At 73.5% G+C, this 16,281-nt stretch carries 14 protein-coding genes; 11 read left to right on the forward strand and 3 right to left on the reverse strand.

What is annotated here, in order from left to right; genetic code table 11:
• Positions 1-41: 41 nt before the first annotated feature.
• From GWK15_RS26505 to flgE, 3 genes are read right to left on the reverse strand one after another with little or no spacing between them, the layout of a single operon-like run.
• Positions 42-1,139 (reverse strand): flagellin, encoded by a 1,098-nt coding sequence (locus GWK15_RS26505; protein WP_168039211.1) that lies wholly within the window; start codon positions 1,137-1,139, stop codon positions 42-44.
• Positions 1,109-2,638: a flagellar hook-associated protein FlgK gene (locus GWK15_RS03855; protein ID WP_168039213.1), complete on the reverse strand. Its 1,530-nt coding sequence runs from the start codon at positions 2,636-2,638 to the stop codon at positions 1,109-1,111. The genes GWK15_RS26505 and GWK15_RS03855 overlap by 31 nt, the downstream gene beginning before the upstream one ends.
• A gap of 25 nt (positions 2,639-2,663) precedes the next feature.
• A complete protein-coding gene (gene flgE / locus GWK15_RS03860; RefSeq protein ID WP_338147184.1) occupies positions 2,664-4,169 on the reverse strand; it encodes a flagellar hook protein FlgE in 1,506 nt (501 codons plus the stop codon).
• Here flgE and GWK15_RS03865 point away from each other — a divergent pair.
• The 11 genes from GWK15_RS03865 to GWK15_RS03915 all read left to right on the forward strand — a co-directional run bounded on the left by GWK15_RS03865 (position 4,168) and on the right by GWK15_RS03915 (position 16,279).
• Positions 4,168-5,523, forward strand: coding sequence for a flagellar hook-length control protein FliK (locus GWK15_RS03865; protein ID WP_168039217.1), 1,356 nt, complete (start codon positions 4,168-4,170; stop codon positions 5,521-5,523). The two genes, flgE and GWK15_RS03865, sit on opposite strands and share 2 nt — an antisense overlap.
• Positions 5,524-5,540: 17 nt before the next feature.
• Positions 5,541-6,203 (forward strand): flagellar hook assembly protein FlgD, encoded by a 663-nt coding sequence (locus GWK15_RS03870; RefSeq protein WP_168039219.1) that lies wholly within the window; start codon positions 5,541-5,543, stop codon positions 6,201-6,203.
• Between the two features lie 107 nt (positions 6,204-6,310).
• On the forward strand, positions 6,311-7,945 hold the full coding sequence (fliF, locus tag GWK15_RS03875) for a flagellar basal-body MS-ring/collar protein FliF (protein WP_168039221.1): 1,635 nt from the start codon (positions 6,311-6,313) through the stop codon (positions 7,943-7,945).
• A gap of 3 nt (positions 7,946-7,948) precedes the next feature.
• Complete coding sequence (gene fliG, locus GWK15_RS03880; protein WP_168039223.1) at positions 7,949-8,947, forward strand: flagellar motor switch protein FliG; 999 nt, start codon at positions 7,949-7,951, stop codon at positions 8,945-8,947.
• 1 nt (position 8,948) lies between these two features.
• A complete protein-coding gene (locus tag GWK15_RS03885) occupies positions 8,949-9,596 on the forward strand; it encodes a FliH/SctL family protein (RefSeq protein WP_168039225.1) in 648 nt (215 codons plus the stop codon).
• Between the two features lie 3 nt (positions 9,597-9,599).
• Positions 9,600-9,917 carry a flagellar motor switch protein FliN gene (fliN, locus tag GWK15_RS03890; RefSeq protein WP_245211393.1) on the forward strand — a complete coding sequence of 106 codons (318 nt, stop codon included), beginning with the start codon at positions 9,600-9,602 and terminating at the stop codon, positions 9,915-9,917.
• 2 nt (positions 9,918-9,919) lie between these two features.
• The gene (locus GWK15_RS03895; protein WP_168039227.1) at positions 9,920-11,302 is read left to right on the forward strand and encodes a sigma-54 dependent transcriptional regulator; all 1,383 of its coding nucleotides are present in this window, start codon (positions 9,920-9,922) and stop codon (positions 11,300-11,302) included.
• A gap of 3 nt (positions 11,303-11,305) precedes the next feature.
• Positions 11,306-13,369, forward strand: coding sequence for a flagellar biosynthesis protein FlhA (flhA, locus tag GWK15_RS03900; RefSeq protein WP_168039229.1), 2,064 nt, complete (start codon positions 11,306-11,308; stop codon positions 13,367-13,369).
• Complete coding sequence (locus GWK15_RS03905) at positions 13,369-14,292, forward strand: flagellar biosynthesis protein FlhF (protein WP_168039231.1); 924 nt, start codon at positions 13,369-13,371, stop codon at positions 14,290-14,292. Before flhA ends, GWK15_RS03905 begins: the two co-directional genes overlap by 1 nt.
• Complete coding sequence (locus tag GWK15_RS03910) at positions 14,292-15,059, forward strand: nucleotide-binding protein (protein ID WP_168039233.1); 768 nt, start codon at positions 14,292-14,294, stop codon at positions 15,057-15,059. The genes GWK15_RS03905 and GWK15_RS03910 overlap by 1 nt, the downstream gene beginning before the upstream one ends.
• A 56-nt stretch (positions 15,060-15,115) precedes the next feature.
• Positions 15,116-16,279, forward strand: a complete 1,164-nt coding sequence (locus tag GWK15_RS03915) for an OpgC family protein (RefSeq protein WP_168039235.1) — start codon at positions 15,116-15,118, stop codon at positions 16,277-16,279.
• Positions 16,280-16,281: the final 2 nt, after the last annotated feature.

The following is a 16,281-nucleotide window of genomic DNA, read 5'->3' on the forward strand; positions in this document are numbered from 1 at the left end:
CCGCGAACGGCGTTAAGGGAGGCTGAATCCCACGGCCGCGATCAGGCCAGGAAGCGCGTCAGCGTCAGTCCCGAGACGAGCGAGATCGCCCGGTAGGAGGCTTCGAGCTGCGTCTGCGTCGCCTGCAGGCGGCTGATCGTCGCGGCCATGTCGACCTCCTCGATGCCGGCGAGCTGCGTCCTGAGCGCGACCGTCACATCGGCATGGCGCGCCGCGGTCGCCTCCAGCCGCTGCTCGGTGGCGCCCAGCGCCCCCCGCTCCTCCCCCATCGCATCGAGCGCGCTGCGCAGCCCGTCGCGCACCGTCGCCATCAGGTCGGTGAAGTCGGTCCCGAGCGCGGCCTGGGACGGGTCGATGGCCGCGAGCGTCGCCAGCCCGCGCAGCACGTCGCGCGACCAGGATCCGGTGGTCTCGCCCTCGCTCGACGCCGCGGCGTTGCGGTTCGCAGGGATGCCGTAGGGCACGCGCTCGCCCTCGGCCGCCGGCACGGCGCGGCGCGGTTCGCCCAGGCCCTGGGCGGGATCGGAGAGGAAGGCCGAGAAGGGCGTCGTGCCCGCCGCGTCGGAACTCGCCGCCGAAAGCGTCGCCGCGGCGACCGCCGCCGCATTGCCGCCGCCGAGGCCCGCGACCGCCGCGGCGATGGCGCTCGCCATGCCACCGGTCGCGACAGCCTGCGGGTCGGGGATGGGCGGGTTCGCGGTGTCGGTGCCGCCGAAGACGTAGTCGCCGGCGTATTTCTCGTTCAGCAGGGTGGCGAATTCCGCCATGGCCGCGCGGGCCGAGGCGGCGACGGCCGAGATGCGCTCCGTGCTCGTGCCGTCCAGGCGGATGGCCTCCTGGTAGAACTGCGTCGCGATCGCCTCCATGCGCTCGATCGCCTTCTGCGTCACGCTCGTCTGCGACAGGGCACGGCTGATGGTGCCCTGCCAGGCCTCGCGCCGGCCGATCTCGGCGCGCAGGTCGACGGCGCGGCGGGCCTCGGGCGCGATGTCCGCATAACCCGGCCCCTTGCGCCCGTCCGAGACCTGGCGCGTCAGCACCTCGAGCCGCTGGCGCAGCGCGGCGGCCCCGACATCGAGCCGCCCGATCAGCCCCACCCCGGCCATGGTCAGCGCACCGCGCCGAGCAGGGAATCCCACATCGCCTGCACCGTGCTCATCACCCGGGCATTGGCGGCATAGGCGTTCTGCAGCGTGACCATCGCCGACATCTCCGCATCCACGTCCACGCCCGAGCGCTGCTGGAAGCGCGCAGCGAGCCCGTCGACCAACGCGCCGGTCGAGGCGACGGCCGACCGCGCCGAGGCCGCGTCCGCCGTCTGCGAGGCGGTGAGCAGCCCCGTGTAGCCCTCGAGCGTCGCCGGTGCGCCGAAGGGCGAGGACAGCGTCCCGTCCGGCCCGAGCCCCCCGGTCGGGACGGCTCCCCAGGCGACGCCGGCCTGCGCCTCCGCTCCGAAGGTCCGGTCGAGCACACGGTCGAGCAGAGTGGTGAAGGAGGCCGGCCCGCCGGTCGGGTTCGGCGTGAAGGCCGTCGGTCCGGCCGGGCTGCCCGCCACGACGTGGGTGCCGTCCCGCAGCAGGGACGGCGTGCCCGCCACCGCCGCATTGACGCGGATGGTCCCGGCGAAGCCGACCATGGCGCTGCCGGCATAGGGCTGCGTCGTATCCGGCACGGCGCCGATCGCATCGGTGAAGAGCGTGAGCCCCACCGCGTCGAAGCGCGCGGCGAGATGCGCGGCGGCGAGGTCGGCCTCGGCCTGGTAGCGCGGCAGGGTCTGGTCGCGCAGCGCGACGAACTCCGCGAGCCGCCCGCCGGCCAGCGCCGCCGTCATGTCCTGCCCGCCGAGCATGATGCCCGGGATGGTCCCGCCCGTCCCGTGATAGGCGGTGGGGCCGAGGATCGCATCCGCGGTGGCGAAGGCGTCCGCCTTCTCGTCCAGCGGCAGCACCAGCCCGTTGCGCGCAACGAGGACGAGCCCGCCATCCTCCCGCTTCAGCGCCTTGACCTCGAGGCTCTCGGACAGCGTCGCGATGGCCTGGTCGCGCTGGTCCTCGAGGGCGGCGGCATTGCCGGTCAGCGCGACCTGATCGCGGATCTGCCGCGTCAGCGTCGCAATGGTCTTCAACGCATCGTTGATGCGGCCGACCTCGGTGACGATGCCGTCCTGCGCCTGCTGCCGTGCATCGCCGATCGCCGCCGAGATCTCGTTCAGCCGGGTCGCGAGCGCGCTCGCCTCCAGCACCACGGCGGATTGGCGCCCGGCCTCGGATGGGTTGGCGCGCAGATCCTCGAAGCCCGTGCTCAGTGCGGCGGTCAGGTCGCCGAGGCCGTCCCCGGCCTCCGTGCCGCCATGGGCGGCGGCGATGATCTCGAGCAGCCGGGCGCGCACCTCGGCCCCGGCGGCGGCGGCGCGGCGGCTGTCGAGCTCGGTGACCAGCGCCTCATCGACGTCGCGGGTGGGGGCGAGGCTGCGGACGCCGATCCCCTGCCCGTCCACCTGCACCGCGCGGGCGGCAACGGTCTTCTTGGTATGGCCGGCGGTCTCGGCATTGGCGACGTCGTTCGCCGCGGCGGCGAGGGCGCGCTGGGTGTAGAGCAGGCCGGAACGCGCGGTGATCAGCGCGGCCTCGAGGCTCATGTCGGGGCTCCGTCAGGCGGCGCGCTCAGCGGCGCATGTTGATGGTGTCCTGCAGCATCTCGTCCGAGGCGGTGACGATCCGCGTATTCGCCGTGTAGGCGCGCTGGGCGACGATCAGCTTCGAGAACTCGGCGGCGATGTCGACGTTGGATCGTTCGACGGAACTGACCGAGAGGCTGCCGGCGCCGTTCGACCCGGCATCTGTCGTCCGCGCCTCCCCGCTCTCGACCGTGCGCATGAAGGCCTGGCCGTCGAGGCGCTGGAGCATGTCCGGCGCGTTGAAGGTGGTGATGGGCACGCGCGCGATCACGCGGGACTGGCCGTTGTCGTAGTTGATCGCGACATCGCCGTTGTCCCGCACCGCGAGCGAGGAATAGGAGCCGAGCGGCACGCCATCCTGCGTGAGGTTGCGCAGCGCGAACTCGTCCCCGTCGTATTGCGTGAGGCCGCGCGCCTGGCCGAAGGCGCCGAGGTTGAGCGTGACGGTCTGCGGCCCCTGGCCGAAATCGGCGGTGAAGGTGACGGTCGCCGGGTCGTTCGCCACGGCGGGAGAGCCCGCCAGCGTGCCGGTCGCATTGGCGAAGCCGCCGAGCGTGCCCGAAGCGACCGCCGGGGCCGCCGCCGCGCCGAACTGCACGTCGATGGTCCCGAGCGAGCCGCCCGCCCCGCTCGCCGAGATGTCGAGCGTCCAGGTATTCGCCCCGGCCGGCGTCCAGGTCAGCGTCATCGGCTGCAGCGTGCCGAGGCTGTCATAGACGTTGAGCGGCGTCGTCACCGCCACCGTGCCGTTGGCCGGCAGGTTCGCCGAGAGCTCGAGGTTGCTCGTCGCGATCGGGTTGAACACCAGGTCGCTGACGCGGATCGGATTGATCTGGGTGCGGTCGGGATTGCCGGTGGAATCCACCGTCCAGCCCTGCAGGAAGTACCCCGAGCCGTTCACCAGGTAGCCGTTGCGGTCGAGCTGGAAGTCGCCGGCGCGGGTGAAGAACTGCCGCTCGTCGAAGGTGAGCTGGCCGTTGGTCGATCCGGTCGGCAGGGCCACCGAGAAGAAGCCCTGCCCGGCGATGGCGAGCGAGAGCGGGTTCTCGCTCTGCTCGATCGGGCCGGCGATGGTGTTGGTGTAGTCGGGCCGAGCCACGACCGAACCCGGCCGGTGCACGCTGAGCGTGCTGTCGGTCAGGTAGGACACGAAGTTCGTGTCGGTGCGCTTGAAGCCGGCTGTCTGGCTGTTCGCGACATTGTCCGAGATATGGCCGAGCGCGCGCGCCTGGGCGGTCAGCCCGCTGATGGCCGTGGTCATGGAACCGAAGAGGGACATCGGCGTCTCCGGAGAGGGGTGCGGCGGGGACAGCGCAACGGGCGTGCCAGGGCTGCGCGGCACCCTGCGCGGCGAGGGCTGCCGCCGCCCGGCAGGAGATGCCGCCCGGCCCGGCAGGGCGTGCCGCGCCCGGCTGGCACGACGGTGGCGCGGCGGTTGCAGCCGGTCCGGCACGGCCTCGCGAGGGGCCGGAGAGGAGACCCTGCCCGCCATGGACGTGATCGCTGCCCCGATGGCCGCCGCATCCGCACTGCCGCCCTCGGGCAAGGCGCCGGCCGGTGCGGGAGACGCCTTCGCGGCGGTGCTGGCGCGTGCCGCGCTGGCAGGCGGGGAGGCGCCGGCGGCGACGTCGGAGACCGATGCGGCCGAAGTCGTGCCCATCCCGGCTGGCCTTGCCACGATGCCCCCTGCCCCAGGCCTGTCGGCGGCCGCGGCGCCCACTGGTCCGGGCCTGCCGCCGGCCGCCGTGCAAACACCCGCGATCGCCGACGTCGATCCGCCCGCCGCGAACGCCGCGGCCATCCCGGCGCGCGGCGTTGCCGAAGGCGATGGTCAGCCATTGCCGGACACGCGCGATGACGGCGCTTCGCCCTGCGAGGCGGCGCCAACCGCCGGAGTGGAGGAGGCAGAGACGATGACGCCGCCGCCGATGCCGGAGGCGATGGCGCCGCCGCCGCAAGCGGCAGCCGAGCCCACCTCGCCGCCGGACGCCGTTTCCGCCGCGCAGCCGCCGGTGCGGCGCGATGGCAGGCCGGGTGGCGAAGCGGCCGCCGCAGCACCGCCGCAAGCGCCGCCCGTGCGCGCCGGGCAGGCCGTCGCGCGGGCCGACGCTCCCGATGCCGCCCCGCCGCCCACGCCCGGCGAGGCTGCCGCGCGCCCCGCCGCGCCGCGCCGGACGCTGCCCGCGCCGGCATCGCCCACCCAAGACGGCCCGCCGCCCGCAGCCGCCGCGCAGCCCGAGGCGACCGCCACCATGCCGCGTCTCCCGCCCGCGCTCGAACCGCCGGCCGCCCATGAGCGGCCGACGCCGCCATCCCCCGCGCCCGCAAGCGCCGCGACCGATCCCGCCAGCGCACCGGTCGCCGACGCCGCGATCGCCGCGCCCGCCAGGGCCGCCATCGACATGGCACAGCCGGCCCCCGCGCGGCCCGCCGCACCAACCACATCACCCGCCCGCCAGATCGCCCCGGTGATTGTCTCGGTCGCCATCGGGGGCGGCACGGCGCGGCTCGCCGTCACGCTCGAACCGGCCGAACTCGGCCGCGTCGAGATCAGCGTCGAGCGCAGCGGCGACACCTCCCAGGTGCAGATCCTCGCCGAACGGCCCGAGACGCTCGCGCTGCTGCAACGCGACCAGCGGGAGCTCGACCGCGCCCTGTCCCAGGCCGGCGTCGCCACGGAGGGGCGCTCGGTCTCGCTCGGCCTCGCCACCGATGGCGGCGCCGGGCAGCAGGCCTGGCAGGACCGGCGCGACGCCCGCCCCGGCCCGCGCCGCACCGCCGACATCCCCGCCCCGGCCGCCGAACCGCGCCGCGCCGTCCTCTCCCTGCTCGACCTCGCCGTCTGACCGAACCAGGAGGCCCCATGTCCGGAACCGTCACCTCGTCCACCACCGCCACGGCGGCCAACGCCGCCACCGCCAACACGCGGCTGACCGGGGACTTCAACACCTTCCTCACCCTGCTCACGACGCAGTTGCAGAACCAGAGCCCGACCGATCCGCTCGACACCAATCAGATGACGAACCAGCTCGTGCAGTTCGCCTCGGTCGAGCAGCAGATCGCGATGAACCAGAACCTCGAGCGGCTGATCTCGATGCAGCAGGCGAGCCAGGTGACCGCCGCCGCCCCGCTGATCGGCCAGCGCGCGGAAGTCACGAGCGACAGCCTCACCCTGCAGAACGGCCAGGCGGAGCTGCGCCTGCCCGCAGCCGGCACCGCCCGCACGGCGCAGGTGCGCGTCCTGGACGGCACCGGCCGGGCGGTCCGGTCGGAGACGGTCACGCTCGGCACCGGGGCGACGAGCTGGACCTGGAACGGGAAGGACAGTTCGGGCCGCACGCTGGCGGACGGCGCCTATCGCGTGCAGGTCACCGGCCGCGGCGCGAACGGGGAGGAGGCGCCGATCACCTTCACGGTGGCCGGCACCATCACGGGCGCCGAGCGGGTGAACAACGAAATGACGCTGTCGATGGGCGGGATGAACGTCGGCTTCGACAGCCTGCGCCGCCTGCTGCCCGGCAATTGATTCCCCGCCGCGCGCGTTAACGGCGCCGCAACCGCGGTGCGGCAAAGACTGCCGGCGGCGGCAGGGGGCCGCCTGGGCATGGATCGGATGGGGCAGGCAGGGGGGCGATGAACGCGGTTCTCGCGCAACTGCGCGCGCTCGGGGCGGTCAGGCTGGCGGCGCTGGGGGGCGCTGCGATCGCGGTGCTCGGGCTGCTCGGCTGGTTCGTGCTGCGGGCGGGGCAGCCATCCATGGCGCTGCTCTATGCGGATCTCGACCCGCGCGATGCGGGGCAGGTCGTCGCGGCGCTGGAACGCGCGCGGGTGCCCCATCGGATCGAGGCCGGCGGCACCCGCATCCTGGCCCCCGAGGGCGACGTGCCGCGCCTTCGGCTGACGCTGGCGCGCGAGGGCCTGCCGCGCGGCGGGTCGGTTGGCTACGAGATATTCGACCGCGGCGAAAGCCTCACCACCACGCCGTTCCAGCAGGACGTGAACCGGCTGCGCGCGCTGGAGGGCGAGTTGGCGCGCTCGATCGCGGGGCTCGCCGGCGTGCGCGCGGCGCGGGTCCACCTGGTGCTGCCGCGGCGCGAGGCCTTCTCCCGCGACCGCGGGGAGGCGCAGGCCTCCGTCGTGCTGACCATGGCGGGCGCGCAGCGGCTGGACCGGGAGGGCGTGCAGGCGGTGCTGCACCTGGTCGCGACCGCGGTCCCAGGGTTGCGGCCGCAGAACGTCTCCATCGTCGACAGCCGGGGCGCGCTGCTCGCGCGCGGGGGGCAGGCGCTGGCCGGGCCGGGGTTGGCGACCTCGCAGGAGGAAGTGCGCCGCGCCCAGGAACTGCGCATCGCGCGCGCGGTGGAGGAGATGCTCGAACGCAGCCTCGGCGCCGGGCGCGTGCGCGCCGAGGCGACGGTCGAGATGGATTTCGACCGCGTGCAGACCACCGAGGAACGCTTCGACCCCGACAACCAGGTGCCGCGCAGCCAGCAGAGCGTGCAGGAGAATAGCCGAGGCGCCGAACCCCAGCCGACCACGGTGCAGAACAACGTCCCCGGCACCGATCCCGCCGGCGGAGGCGGCGGTTCCCAGGAAAGCCGGCAGGAGGAGACGACCAACTTCGAGATCGGCCGCACGACGCGCAACACGCTGCGCGAACACCCGGTGGTGCGGCGCCAGTCCGTCGCAGTGCTGGTGGACGGGGTGTGGGAGCCGCAGGCGGGCGGCACGCCCACCTTCCGCGAACGCACGCCGGAGGAGATCACGCGCATCGCGACGCTGGTGCGCAGCGCGGTCGGCTTCGACGAGCGGCGGGGCGATCGCGTCGAGGTCGTGTCCATGCGCTTCGCCGAACCGCCAGCCGGTGGCGCCGAGGGGCCGGGGCTGTTCGACCTGTCATTCAGCAGCACGACCATCGCGCGGCTGGTGGAAAGCGCGATCTTCGCCCTGGTCGCCCTGGTCGCGATCCTGCTGGTCGGGCGCCCGGCGGTGGGGCGGATCGTCGCGTCGCTCGCGCCGCCGCCCGCGATCGCCGGGGCCGCAGCCGGCGTGGCCGCCCTGCCCGGCGCCGCCGCTGCCGCAGGGGCGCTGCCGGGCGCGGCGGGCGAGACGCCGGCGCTCGAGGGCAGCGAGGCCATGGTCAGCCTGGGCATGGTGGAGGGGCAGATGCGTGCCTCCTCCATCACCCGGATGCAGGACCTTGTGGAGCGGCATCCGGATGAATCCCTCACCGTCGTGCGGCGCTGGATGACGCCGGAAGGAGCCTGACCCATGCCCGCGACGCTGACCGGCACCCAGAAGGCGGCGACCTTCATGCTGGCGATCGGGGAGGAGCACGCCGCGCGGCTCTTCTCCAAGATGCACGAGGACGAGATCCGCGACATCTCGGCCGCCATGGCGAGCCTCGGCACCGTGCCGGCGAATGCTGTGGAGGAGCTGTGCCGGGAGTTCTCCGACAATCTCGGCCAGACGGGCAACCTCGTCGGATCCTGGGAAACCACGGAGCGCATGCTGCTCAAGACGCTGCCGCGCGAGCGGGTCGCGCAGATCATGGAGGAGATCCGCGGTCCCGCTGGCCGGACCATGTGGGACAAGCTCGGCAACGTGAACGAGGCGGTGCTCGCGAACTACCTCAAGAACGAATACCCGCAGACGGTCGCGGTGGTGCTGTCCAAGGTGAAGCCGGACCACGCGGCGCGCGTGCTGTCCCTGCTGCCGGAAGGCTTCGCGATGGAGGTCGTCATGCGGATGCTGCGCATGGAGACCGTCCAGAAGGAGGCGCTGGACGGCGTCGAGAAGACGCTCAAGGCCGAGTTCATGTCGAACCTCGCCCGCGCGCAGCGGCGCGACGCGCATGAGATGATGGCCGAGATCTTCAACAACCTCGATCGCCAATCCGAGAGCCGAATCCTCGCCGCGCTCGAGGAACGCAACCGCGATGCGGCCGAGCGCATCCGCGGGCTGATGTTCACCTTCGACGACCTCTCGCGCCTCGACGGTGCGGGGGTGCAGGTGCTGATGCGCGCGGTGCCCAAGGACCAGCTCGTGCTGGCGCTGAAGGGCGCGTCGGACTCGCTGCGCGACATGTTCATCAAGAACATGAGCGAGCGCGCGGCGAAGATGCTGAAGGAGGACCTGGCCAATCTCGGCCCGGTCAAGCTGCGCGACGTCGACGAGGCGCAAGGCGCCATCGTGCTGCAGGCGAAGGACCTGGCCGCGCAGGGCCAGATCCAGCTGCAGGACGGGCGCGAGGACGAGATGGTGTACTGACATGGCCGACGGCTTCGCCCCCATCGCGCGGGACATCGCGCAGGACGGCTTCACGCCGACCTTCCTGATCGCCGCGCTCGACCCCGCGCGGCGGGAAGCGGCGGCGCCCGTCCCCCCTGCCCTGCCCACCCACGATCCCCTGCCGGGATTGCTCGCCGAGGCCCGCGCCGCCGGGCGCGAGGAAGGCCGTGCGGAGGCGTTGCGCGCGGCGGCGGAGGATCGCGGGGCACTCGCCGCCCGCGCCGCGCTCGCGGCCGCCGATGCGATGCGCGACGGTCGGGACGCCGCGGCGGCGGCGGCGGAGGCCGTCGCGGCGGGCCTCGCACGCGTCGCGCTCGCGGTGCTGGATGCGGCCTTGCCTGGGTTGGCGGAGGCCAATGCGGCGCCGCTCGCCGCCGCCTTCGCGCGGCGGCTCGCGCCGCTGCTGCGCAGCGAGGCCGAGGCGCGGCTCTTCGTCGCGCCGGGCCTCGGCGCCGGGACAGCCGCCCTGCTCGCCCCCGACGGCATCACGGTCGAGGAGGACGACGCCATCGCGCCCGGCGATGCGCGCGCCGAATGGCGGGCCGGTGGGGCAGCCTTCGAGCTCGCGCAGCGCCGCCAGGAGATCCGCCGCATCCTGCAGGAGGCCGGTCTCGGCCTGGAGGGCTGACGCATGTCGGGCAGTTTCGAACCGCTCTCCGCCGCCTCCGAGGAAGCCAAGCAGGCCGCCAGCGCGCCCGCGCGGGAGCTCGAGGCGGTCTACGACATCCCGGTGCAGATCAGCGCCGTGCTCGGACGCGCGACGATGCAGGTGTCGCAGTTGCTGAAGCTCGGGCGCGGCGCGGTGGTGGAGCTCGACCGCAAGCTCGGCGAGGCGGTGGACATCTACGTCAACAACCGCCTCGTCGCGCGCGGGGAGGTGGTGATGGTCGACGACAACCGCCTCGGCGTCACCATGACCGAGATCGTGAAGTCCGACCGGGGCGTCTGAGGATGGCGCGCATCCTCATCATCGGATCCCTCGAAGCGGAACTCGGCGCGGCGGCGCGCATCGCGGTGGCGCGCGGGGCAAGGCTCGCGGCGGCTGAGGGCGTCGCGGCCGGCATCGAGCGCCTGCGCGCGCAGGGTGCGGACCTGGTGCTCTGCGACGTGGTGCACGATGTGGGATGGCTGGTCGCGCAACTGGCCGAGGAACGCATTGCCTGCCCCGTCGTCGCCTGCGGCCGGCCCGACGATGCGGAGGCCGCGGTGCGCGCCATCCGCGCCGGCGCCAAGGATTTCCTGCCCCTGCCGCCGGAAGCCGATCTGATCGCCGCCATGCTGCAGGCGGTCGCGGCCGATCCCGATCGGCCGGTGGTGCAGGATGCGGCGATGGCCGGGCTGATCGCGCGCGCCGAGCAGGTCGCGCGCGCCGATGCCTCGGTGCTGATCACGGGAGAAAGCGGCACAGGCAAGGAGGTGCTGGCACGCCATATCCACGCCGCTTCCCGCCGCGCGCGCGGGCCCTTCGTCGCGCTGAACTGCGCCGCCCTGCCGGAAGCGCTGCTGGAAAGCGAGCTCTTCGGCCATGAGAAGGGCGCCTTCTCCGGCGCCGTCGCCGCGCGCAAGGGCAAGTTCGAGCAGGCCGAGGGCGGCACGCTGCTGCTCGACGAGATCGGCGAGATGGACCCGCGCCTGCAGGCCAAGATCCTGCGCGCCATCCAGGAACGCGAGATCGATCGGTTGGGCGGCTCGGCGCCGGTGAAGGTGGATGTCCGCATCCTCGCCGCGACCCATCGCGACCTGGCGACCGAGGTGGCGAAGGGGCGGTTCCGGGAGGACCTGTATTTCCGCCTCGCCGTGGTGCGGCTGCGCATCCCGGCGCTGCGCGAACGACAGGGGGACATCCTGCCCCTCGCGCGGCATTTCGCGCGGCGCTATGCGCGGGCGAACGGACTGCCGGAACGCGGGCTCTCGCCGGAGGCGGAGCGCGTGCTGCTGACCCATGCCTGGCCGGGCAATGTGCGCGAGTTGGAGAACACGCTGCACCGGGCGGTGCTGCTGGCGGAAGGCCATGCGATCGGGGCGGAGGCGATCGACCTGCTCGAAACCGCGCCGCCATCGCCGGAACCCGTTGCGGTCACGGCGGTCGCGGCGCCGGTCGCCGTCGCGGCGCCGCCACCGGTCGCCGCCCTGGTCGGCCGCCGTGTCGAGGAGGTGGAGCGCGACCTGATCATCGAGACCTTGTCGCACTGCCTCGGCAACCGGACACGGGCGGCGGAGATGCTCGGCATCTCCATCCGCACGCTGCGGAACAAGCTGCACGAATACCGCGCGGCGGGCGTCAGCGTGCCGCCCGTCCCGGGCCAGCCGCCCTACGGCGCGGTCGCGGGATAGCACGTGGCGGCGATCGCCCTTCCCGTCTGGCTGCGCAAGGCCCAGCCCGGCAACGACGTCGCGCTGGCGCTCGGCGTGGTCGGGCTGCTCACCGTGCTGGTGGTGCCGCTGCCGGTGGCGCTGCTCGACGCAGGACTCGCCGTGTCGATCACCGTCTCGGTGCTGGTGCTGATGGTCGCGCTGTTCCTGCAACGGCCGCTCGACTTCACCTCCTTCCCGACGCTGCTGCTGCTGACCACGCTGCTGCGGCTCTCGCTCAATGTCGCGACGACGCGCACCATCCTCACGCACGGGCATGAGGGACCGCAGGCGGCGGGGCATGTCGTCTCGGCCTTCGGTGGCTTCCTGATGGGCGGCGACGTCCTCGTCGGGCTGATCGTCTTCGCGATACTGCTGGTGGTGAACTTCATGGTCATCACCAAGGGCTCGGGCCGCATCGCGGAGGTCGCGGCCCGCTTCAGCCTCGATGCCTTGCCCGGCAAGCAGATGGCGATCGACGCCGACCTCAGCGCCGGGCTGATCGACGAACACGAAGCCCGCCGCCGCCGCCGGGAACTTGAGGAGGAGACCGGCTTCTACGGCGCCATGGATGGTGCCGCGAAATTCGTGCGCGGGGATGCGATCGCGGGGCTGCTCATCACCGGCATCAACCTGATCGGCGGCATGGCGATCGGCATCGCACGGCACGGCATGGGCTTCGCGGATGCCGCGCAGGCCTTCTCCATGCTGACCGTCGGCGACGGGCTGGTCAGCCAGATCCCCGCACTGCTCGTCTCGGTCGCCGCCGGCATCGTCGTGACCAAGGGCAGCACCGACGGGCGCGCCGACGAGGTGCTGGTCGGGCAGCTCGGCGGGAACCCGAAGCCGCTCGCCATCGCGGCCGGTGCGGCCGGCGTCATGGCGCTGATGCCGGGGATGCCGCTGCTGCCCTTCATGGCGCTGGCAGGTGTGGCGGGCTCGGCGGCCTGGGCGCTGCACCGCCGCGCATCCGCGCCGGAACCGGATGCGTTGGCGCCGGCCTCCGCGAGCGCGGAGGCACCGATCGCCGACACGCTGCGGATGGACCTGCTGCGGCTCGAGCTTGGCTACGGGCTGCTCTCGCTCGCTGCCGGGGAGGCCCCGCGCCTGACCGAGCAGATCAAGGGCCTGCGCCGGACCATCGCGCAGGAGATGGGCTTCGTCCTGCCCTCCGTCCGCATCCAGGACAACCTCTCGCTGGCACCCGACACCTATGCCATCCGCGTGAAGGAGATCGAGGCCGGACGCGGTCAGCTGCGCCCGCCGCTGCTGCTCGCCATCGACCCCGCCGGCGGCGTGCCGGATTTGCCGGGCGAGCGCTGCCTCGAACCCACCTTCGGCCTGCCCGCCCTCTGGATCGAGGAAGCGCGGCGGGAGGATGCGCTCGCGCGCGGCTGCACCGTGGTCGATGCCGCCGGTGTGGTCGCGACGCACCTGACCGAGCTGGTGCGGGAGAACATGGCCGAGCTGCTCTCCTTCGCCGAGACGCAGAAGCTGCTCGACGAGTTGCCGCAGGAGCAGCGCAAGCTGGTGAACGACCTGGTGCCGAACCAGATCGGCGTCGGCGGCGTCCAGCGCGTGCTGCAAGCGCTGCTCGCCGAACGCGTTTCGATCCGCGACCTGCCGACCATCCTCGAGGGCATCCAGGAAGCCGCGGCGGCGAATGCGCGCAGCGTGCCGGCAATCCTCGCCATCGTGCGCGCGCGGCTGGCGCGGCAGCTCTCGGACGCGGCGCGCGGGCCACAGGGCTATGTGCCGATGGTCACCCTCTCCGCCGACTGGGAAGTCGCCTTCACCGAGGCGCTGATCGGCCCGCCGGAGGAACGCCAGCTCGCCATGGCGCCGTCCCGGCTGTCGGAATTCATGCAGCGGGTAAAGGAGGCCTTCGACGCCGCGAATGCCGCCGGCGAGCAGCCCGCGCTGGTCTGCTCCGGCGCCATCCGCCCGCATGTGCGTGCCATCGTCGAACGCTTCCGCCCCTCCACCGCCGTGCTCGCGCATACCGAGATCCATCCGCGCGCGCGCATCCGCACCGTGGGGGCCGTCTGATGCGGCTGAAGGTCTACCGTGCGCCCCGCATGGCGGACGCGATGGCGCTGCTGCGCGAGGAACTCGGGGCGGAGGCGGTGATCCTCGGATCGTGCCGCGTCGCCGGCGGGGTGGAGGTGACGGCCGCGCTCGAGCCCGAGGAGCCGCTGCTGATCCCGCCCGCCCCCGCCGCCGCGCCCCCGGTGCCGGCCGCGGCCGGCGTGCTCGGCTTCCACAACGTGCCGCATCCGCTGGCGGCGGCGCTCGGCGGGGGGCGGATGGAGGATGCGCTCGGCGCCGCCCTCGGCTTCGGCCCGCTGCCCGAGGCGCGGGACCGCCCGCTGATGTTCGTCGGCCCGCCGGGTGCCGGAAAGACGCTGACCTGCGCCAAGATCGCCGCGCGCTGCGTGCTGCGCGGCGGCGCACCGGCCGTGGTCACCACGGACGGCCAGCGCGCCGGGGCGGCGGCCCAGCTCGCGGCCTTCACCGGCGTGCTGGGACTGACGCTCGCGGTCGCGCCCTCGGCCGCGACGCTGGGCAAGGCGCTGGCCCGGCGCGCGGGCGGCCAGCCCGTGCTGGTGGACACCGCCGGCTGCGATCCCTTCGACCCGCCCCAGGCGGTCGCGCTGCGGGCGCTGGCCACGATCGCGGGGGCGGAGATGGTCGTCGTGCTGCCCGCGGGCCTCGATGCCGCCGAGGCCGCCGACCTCGCCCGCGCCTTCGCCGCCCTCGGCGCGCGGCACCTGGTGCCGACGCGGCTCGATTCCGCCCGGCGGCTCGGGGCGGTGCTCGCCGCCGCCCAGGCCGGCCCGCTGATGCTGACCGAGGCCGGGATCGGCCCCGAGGTGGTGGACGGCCTCGAACCCCTCACCCCCGCGCGCCTCGCCGCGCGCCTTGCCGCGGCACCTCGCCGCGGCACCACCCCCCCGCAGGAGGCCGCCTGATGCCGAGCGCCGCCCACGCCGCCGCGCCCCGCCCGGGCCGCATCCTCGCCATCGCCTCGGGCAAGGGGGGCGTCGGCAAGACCTGGTTCGCCATCACCCTCTCCCAGGCCTTCGCGCGGCGGGGGCTGCGGGTGCTGCTCGTCGATGCCGATCTCGGCCTCGCCAATGTCGACGTGCAACTGGGCTTCCAGCCAGCGCGCGACCTGTCGGCGGTGATCGCCGGCGCCCTGCCGCCCGAGGACGCCGCGACGCATCACGAGGCCGCGGGGATCGACATCCTCGCCGGTCGGTCGGGGTCGGGGGCGCTGGCGGCGCTGGAAGGCCAGGGGCTCGCGGCGGTTCTCGCCGCGGTGGCGCGGGCCTCGACGCGCTGGGACCGGGTGGTGGTGGACCTCGGCGCCGGCATCGAGGCACCGCAGCGGCGCCTGGCCGCCGCCGCCGACACGCTGCTCGTCCTCGCCACCGAGGAGCCGACCTCGCTGACCGACGCCTATGCCGTGCTGAAGCTGCACGCGGCCGACCGGCCGGCGGGCGACGCGCGTATCGTCGTCAACCTCGCGACCGACGCGGCGGCGGGACAGCGGACGCACCAGGCGCTGGCCCGCGCGGCGGCGACCTTCCTGCGGCGGGAGGTGCCGCTCGCGGGCATCGTGCGGCGCGACCCCAAGGTGCGCGATGCCATCCGCCACCAGGCGCCGCTGCTGACGCGGCATCCCGGCAGCGTTGCGGGGCAGGAGGTGGAGGCGATCGCTCGCAGCCTCGTGTGACGTAGCGTCACATCTGCGGGCTTGCCCGGCGGGGCGTGGCGGGTGTTGATCGCCCGATGCGTTCGCTCATTCGCCTCGACCGGGACCTGCGGGTGGATGTCGTCCGCGGCTTCGCGCTGTGGGCGATCTTCGTGAACCACACGCCCGGCAACGTCATGGGGTTCCTGACTCCGCGCAACTACACGCTGTCGGACGCGACCGAGGCCTTCGTGCTGCTCGCCGGCTACGCGGCGGGGCTGTCCTACGGTCGCGTGATGGACCGGCAGGGGTGGTTCTTCGCCGCCTCGCGCGTCATGGGGCGCGTGTTCACGCTGTATGTGGCGCACATCTTCCTGTTCGTGGTGTTCACCGCGCAGGTGGGGCTGTCGGCGGCCGGGATCGATTCCGCGGTCTATCTCGACGAGCTCCATCTCGATCCCTTCGCCTCGGACCCCTATCGCGCGCTGTTCGAGGCGCTGCTGCTCCGCTACCAGCCCTCCTTCCTCAACATCCTGCCGCTCTACATCGTGGTGCTGGCGATGTTCGCGGCGGTGATGCCCCTGATCCGCAAGCCGTGGCTGATGCTGGGGGTGTCGACGGCGGTGTGGCTCGCCGCACGGGTCTTCGACATCACCCTGCCCTCCTGGCGGGGCGAGGATTGGTTCTTCAATCCGCTCGCCTGGCAGCTGCTGTTCTTCATCGGCTGCGCGATCGGCTACAGCCCGCCGGGCGGGGCGCCGATCAGCGTGCCCTGGCGACCCTGGGCGGGCGCGCTGTGCCTGCTGCTGCTGATGGCAGGCGCCGCGATGACGGTGCTGATCTTCTTCAAATGGGACTTCACCGAGGCGCGGCTGCCGGCCTTCGCGCCCTTCCTCGCGGCGATCGACAAGGCCTCGCTGCACCCGCTGCGGCTGCTGACCATGCTGGCGCTGACCTACCTCATCGCGCATGGCGTGCGGCGCGATGCAGGCTGGCTGCGGCGGGGACCAGCGCTGGTGTTCGCGCTGCTGGGCCAGCAGGCGCTGCCGGTGTTCTGCGCGGGCATCGCGCTGTCCTTCCTCGGCCGCGTGGCGCTGGAACTCGCCGAGGGCTGGTGGGTGCAGGTGGCCGTCAACCTGCTGGGCGCGGCGGCGCTGGTCGGGCTGGCCGCGCTGACCGCCTGGTACGGGGCGGAGAAGCGGGCGCCGCGGCAGTCCGGGAACAAGCCCTTGCAGGCCGCCCGGGCGGCCGATAACGGTTAGGT

This window comes from Neoroseomonas oryzicola (genome assembly GCF_012163135.1).
GTDB classification, from domain to species: Bacteria; Pseudomonadota; Alphaproteobacteria; order Acetobacterales; family Acetobacteraceae; genus Neoroseomonas; species Neoroseomonas oryzicola.

Coding starts and splice junctions, on each gene's coding strand:
- GWK15_RS03855 (WP_168039213.1), bottom strand. CDS start 2,638: ATGAGCCTCGAGGCCGCGCTGATCACCGCGCGTTCCGGCCTGCTCTAC.
- GWK15_RS03865 (WP_168039217.1), top strand. CDS start 4,168: ATGGACGTGATCGCTGCCCCGATGGCCGCCGCATCCGCACTGCCGCCC.
- flgE (WP_338147184.1), bottom strand. CDS start 4,169: ATGGCGGGCAGGGTCTCCTCTCCGGCCCCTCGCGAGGCCGTGCCGGAC.
- GWK15_RS03870 (WP_168039219.1), top strand. CDS start 5,541: ATGTCCGGAACCGTCACCTCGTCCACCACCGCCACGGCGGCCAACGCC.
- fliF (WP_168039221.1), top strand. CDS start 6,311: ATGAACGCGGTTCTCGCGCAACTGCGCGCGCTCGGGGCGGTCAGGCTG.
- fliG (WP_168039223.1), top strand. CDS start 7,949: ATGCCCGCGACGCTGACCGGCACCCAGAAGGCGGCGACCTTCATGCTG.
- GWK15_RS03885 (WP_168039225.1), top strand. CDS start 8,949: ATGGCCGACGGCTTCGCCCCCATCGCGCGGGACATCGCGCAGGACGGC.
- fliN (WP_245211393.1), top strand. CDS start 9,600: ATGTCGGGCAGTTTCGAACCGCTCTCCGCCGCCTCCGAGGAAGCCAAG.
- GWK15_RS03895 (WP_168039227.1), top strand. CDS start 9,920: ATGGCGCGCATCCTCATCATCGGATCCCTCGAAGCGGAACTCGGCGCG.
- GWK15_RS03905 (WP_168039231.1), top strand. CDS start 13,369: ATGCGGCTGAAGGTCTACCGTGCGCCCCGCATGGCGGACGCGATGGCG.
- GWK15_RS03910 (WP_168039233.1), top strand. CDS start 14,292: ATGCCGAGCGCCGCCCACGCCGCCGCGCCCCGCCCGGGCCGCATCCTC.
- GWK15_RS03915 (WP_168039235.1), top strand. CDS start 15,116: ATGCGTTCGCTCATTCGCCTCGACCGGGACCTGCGGGTGGATGTCGTC.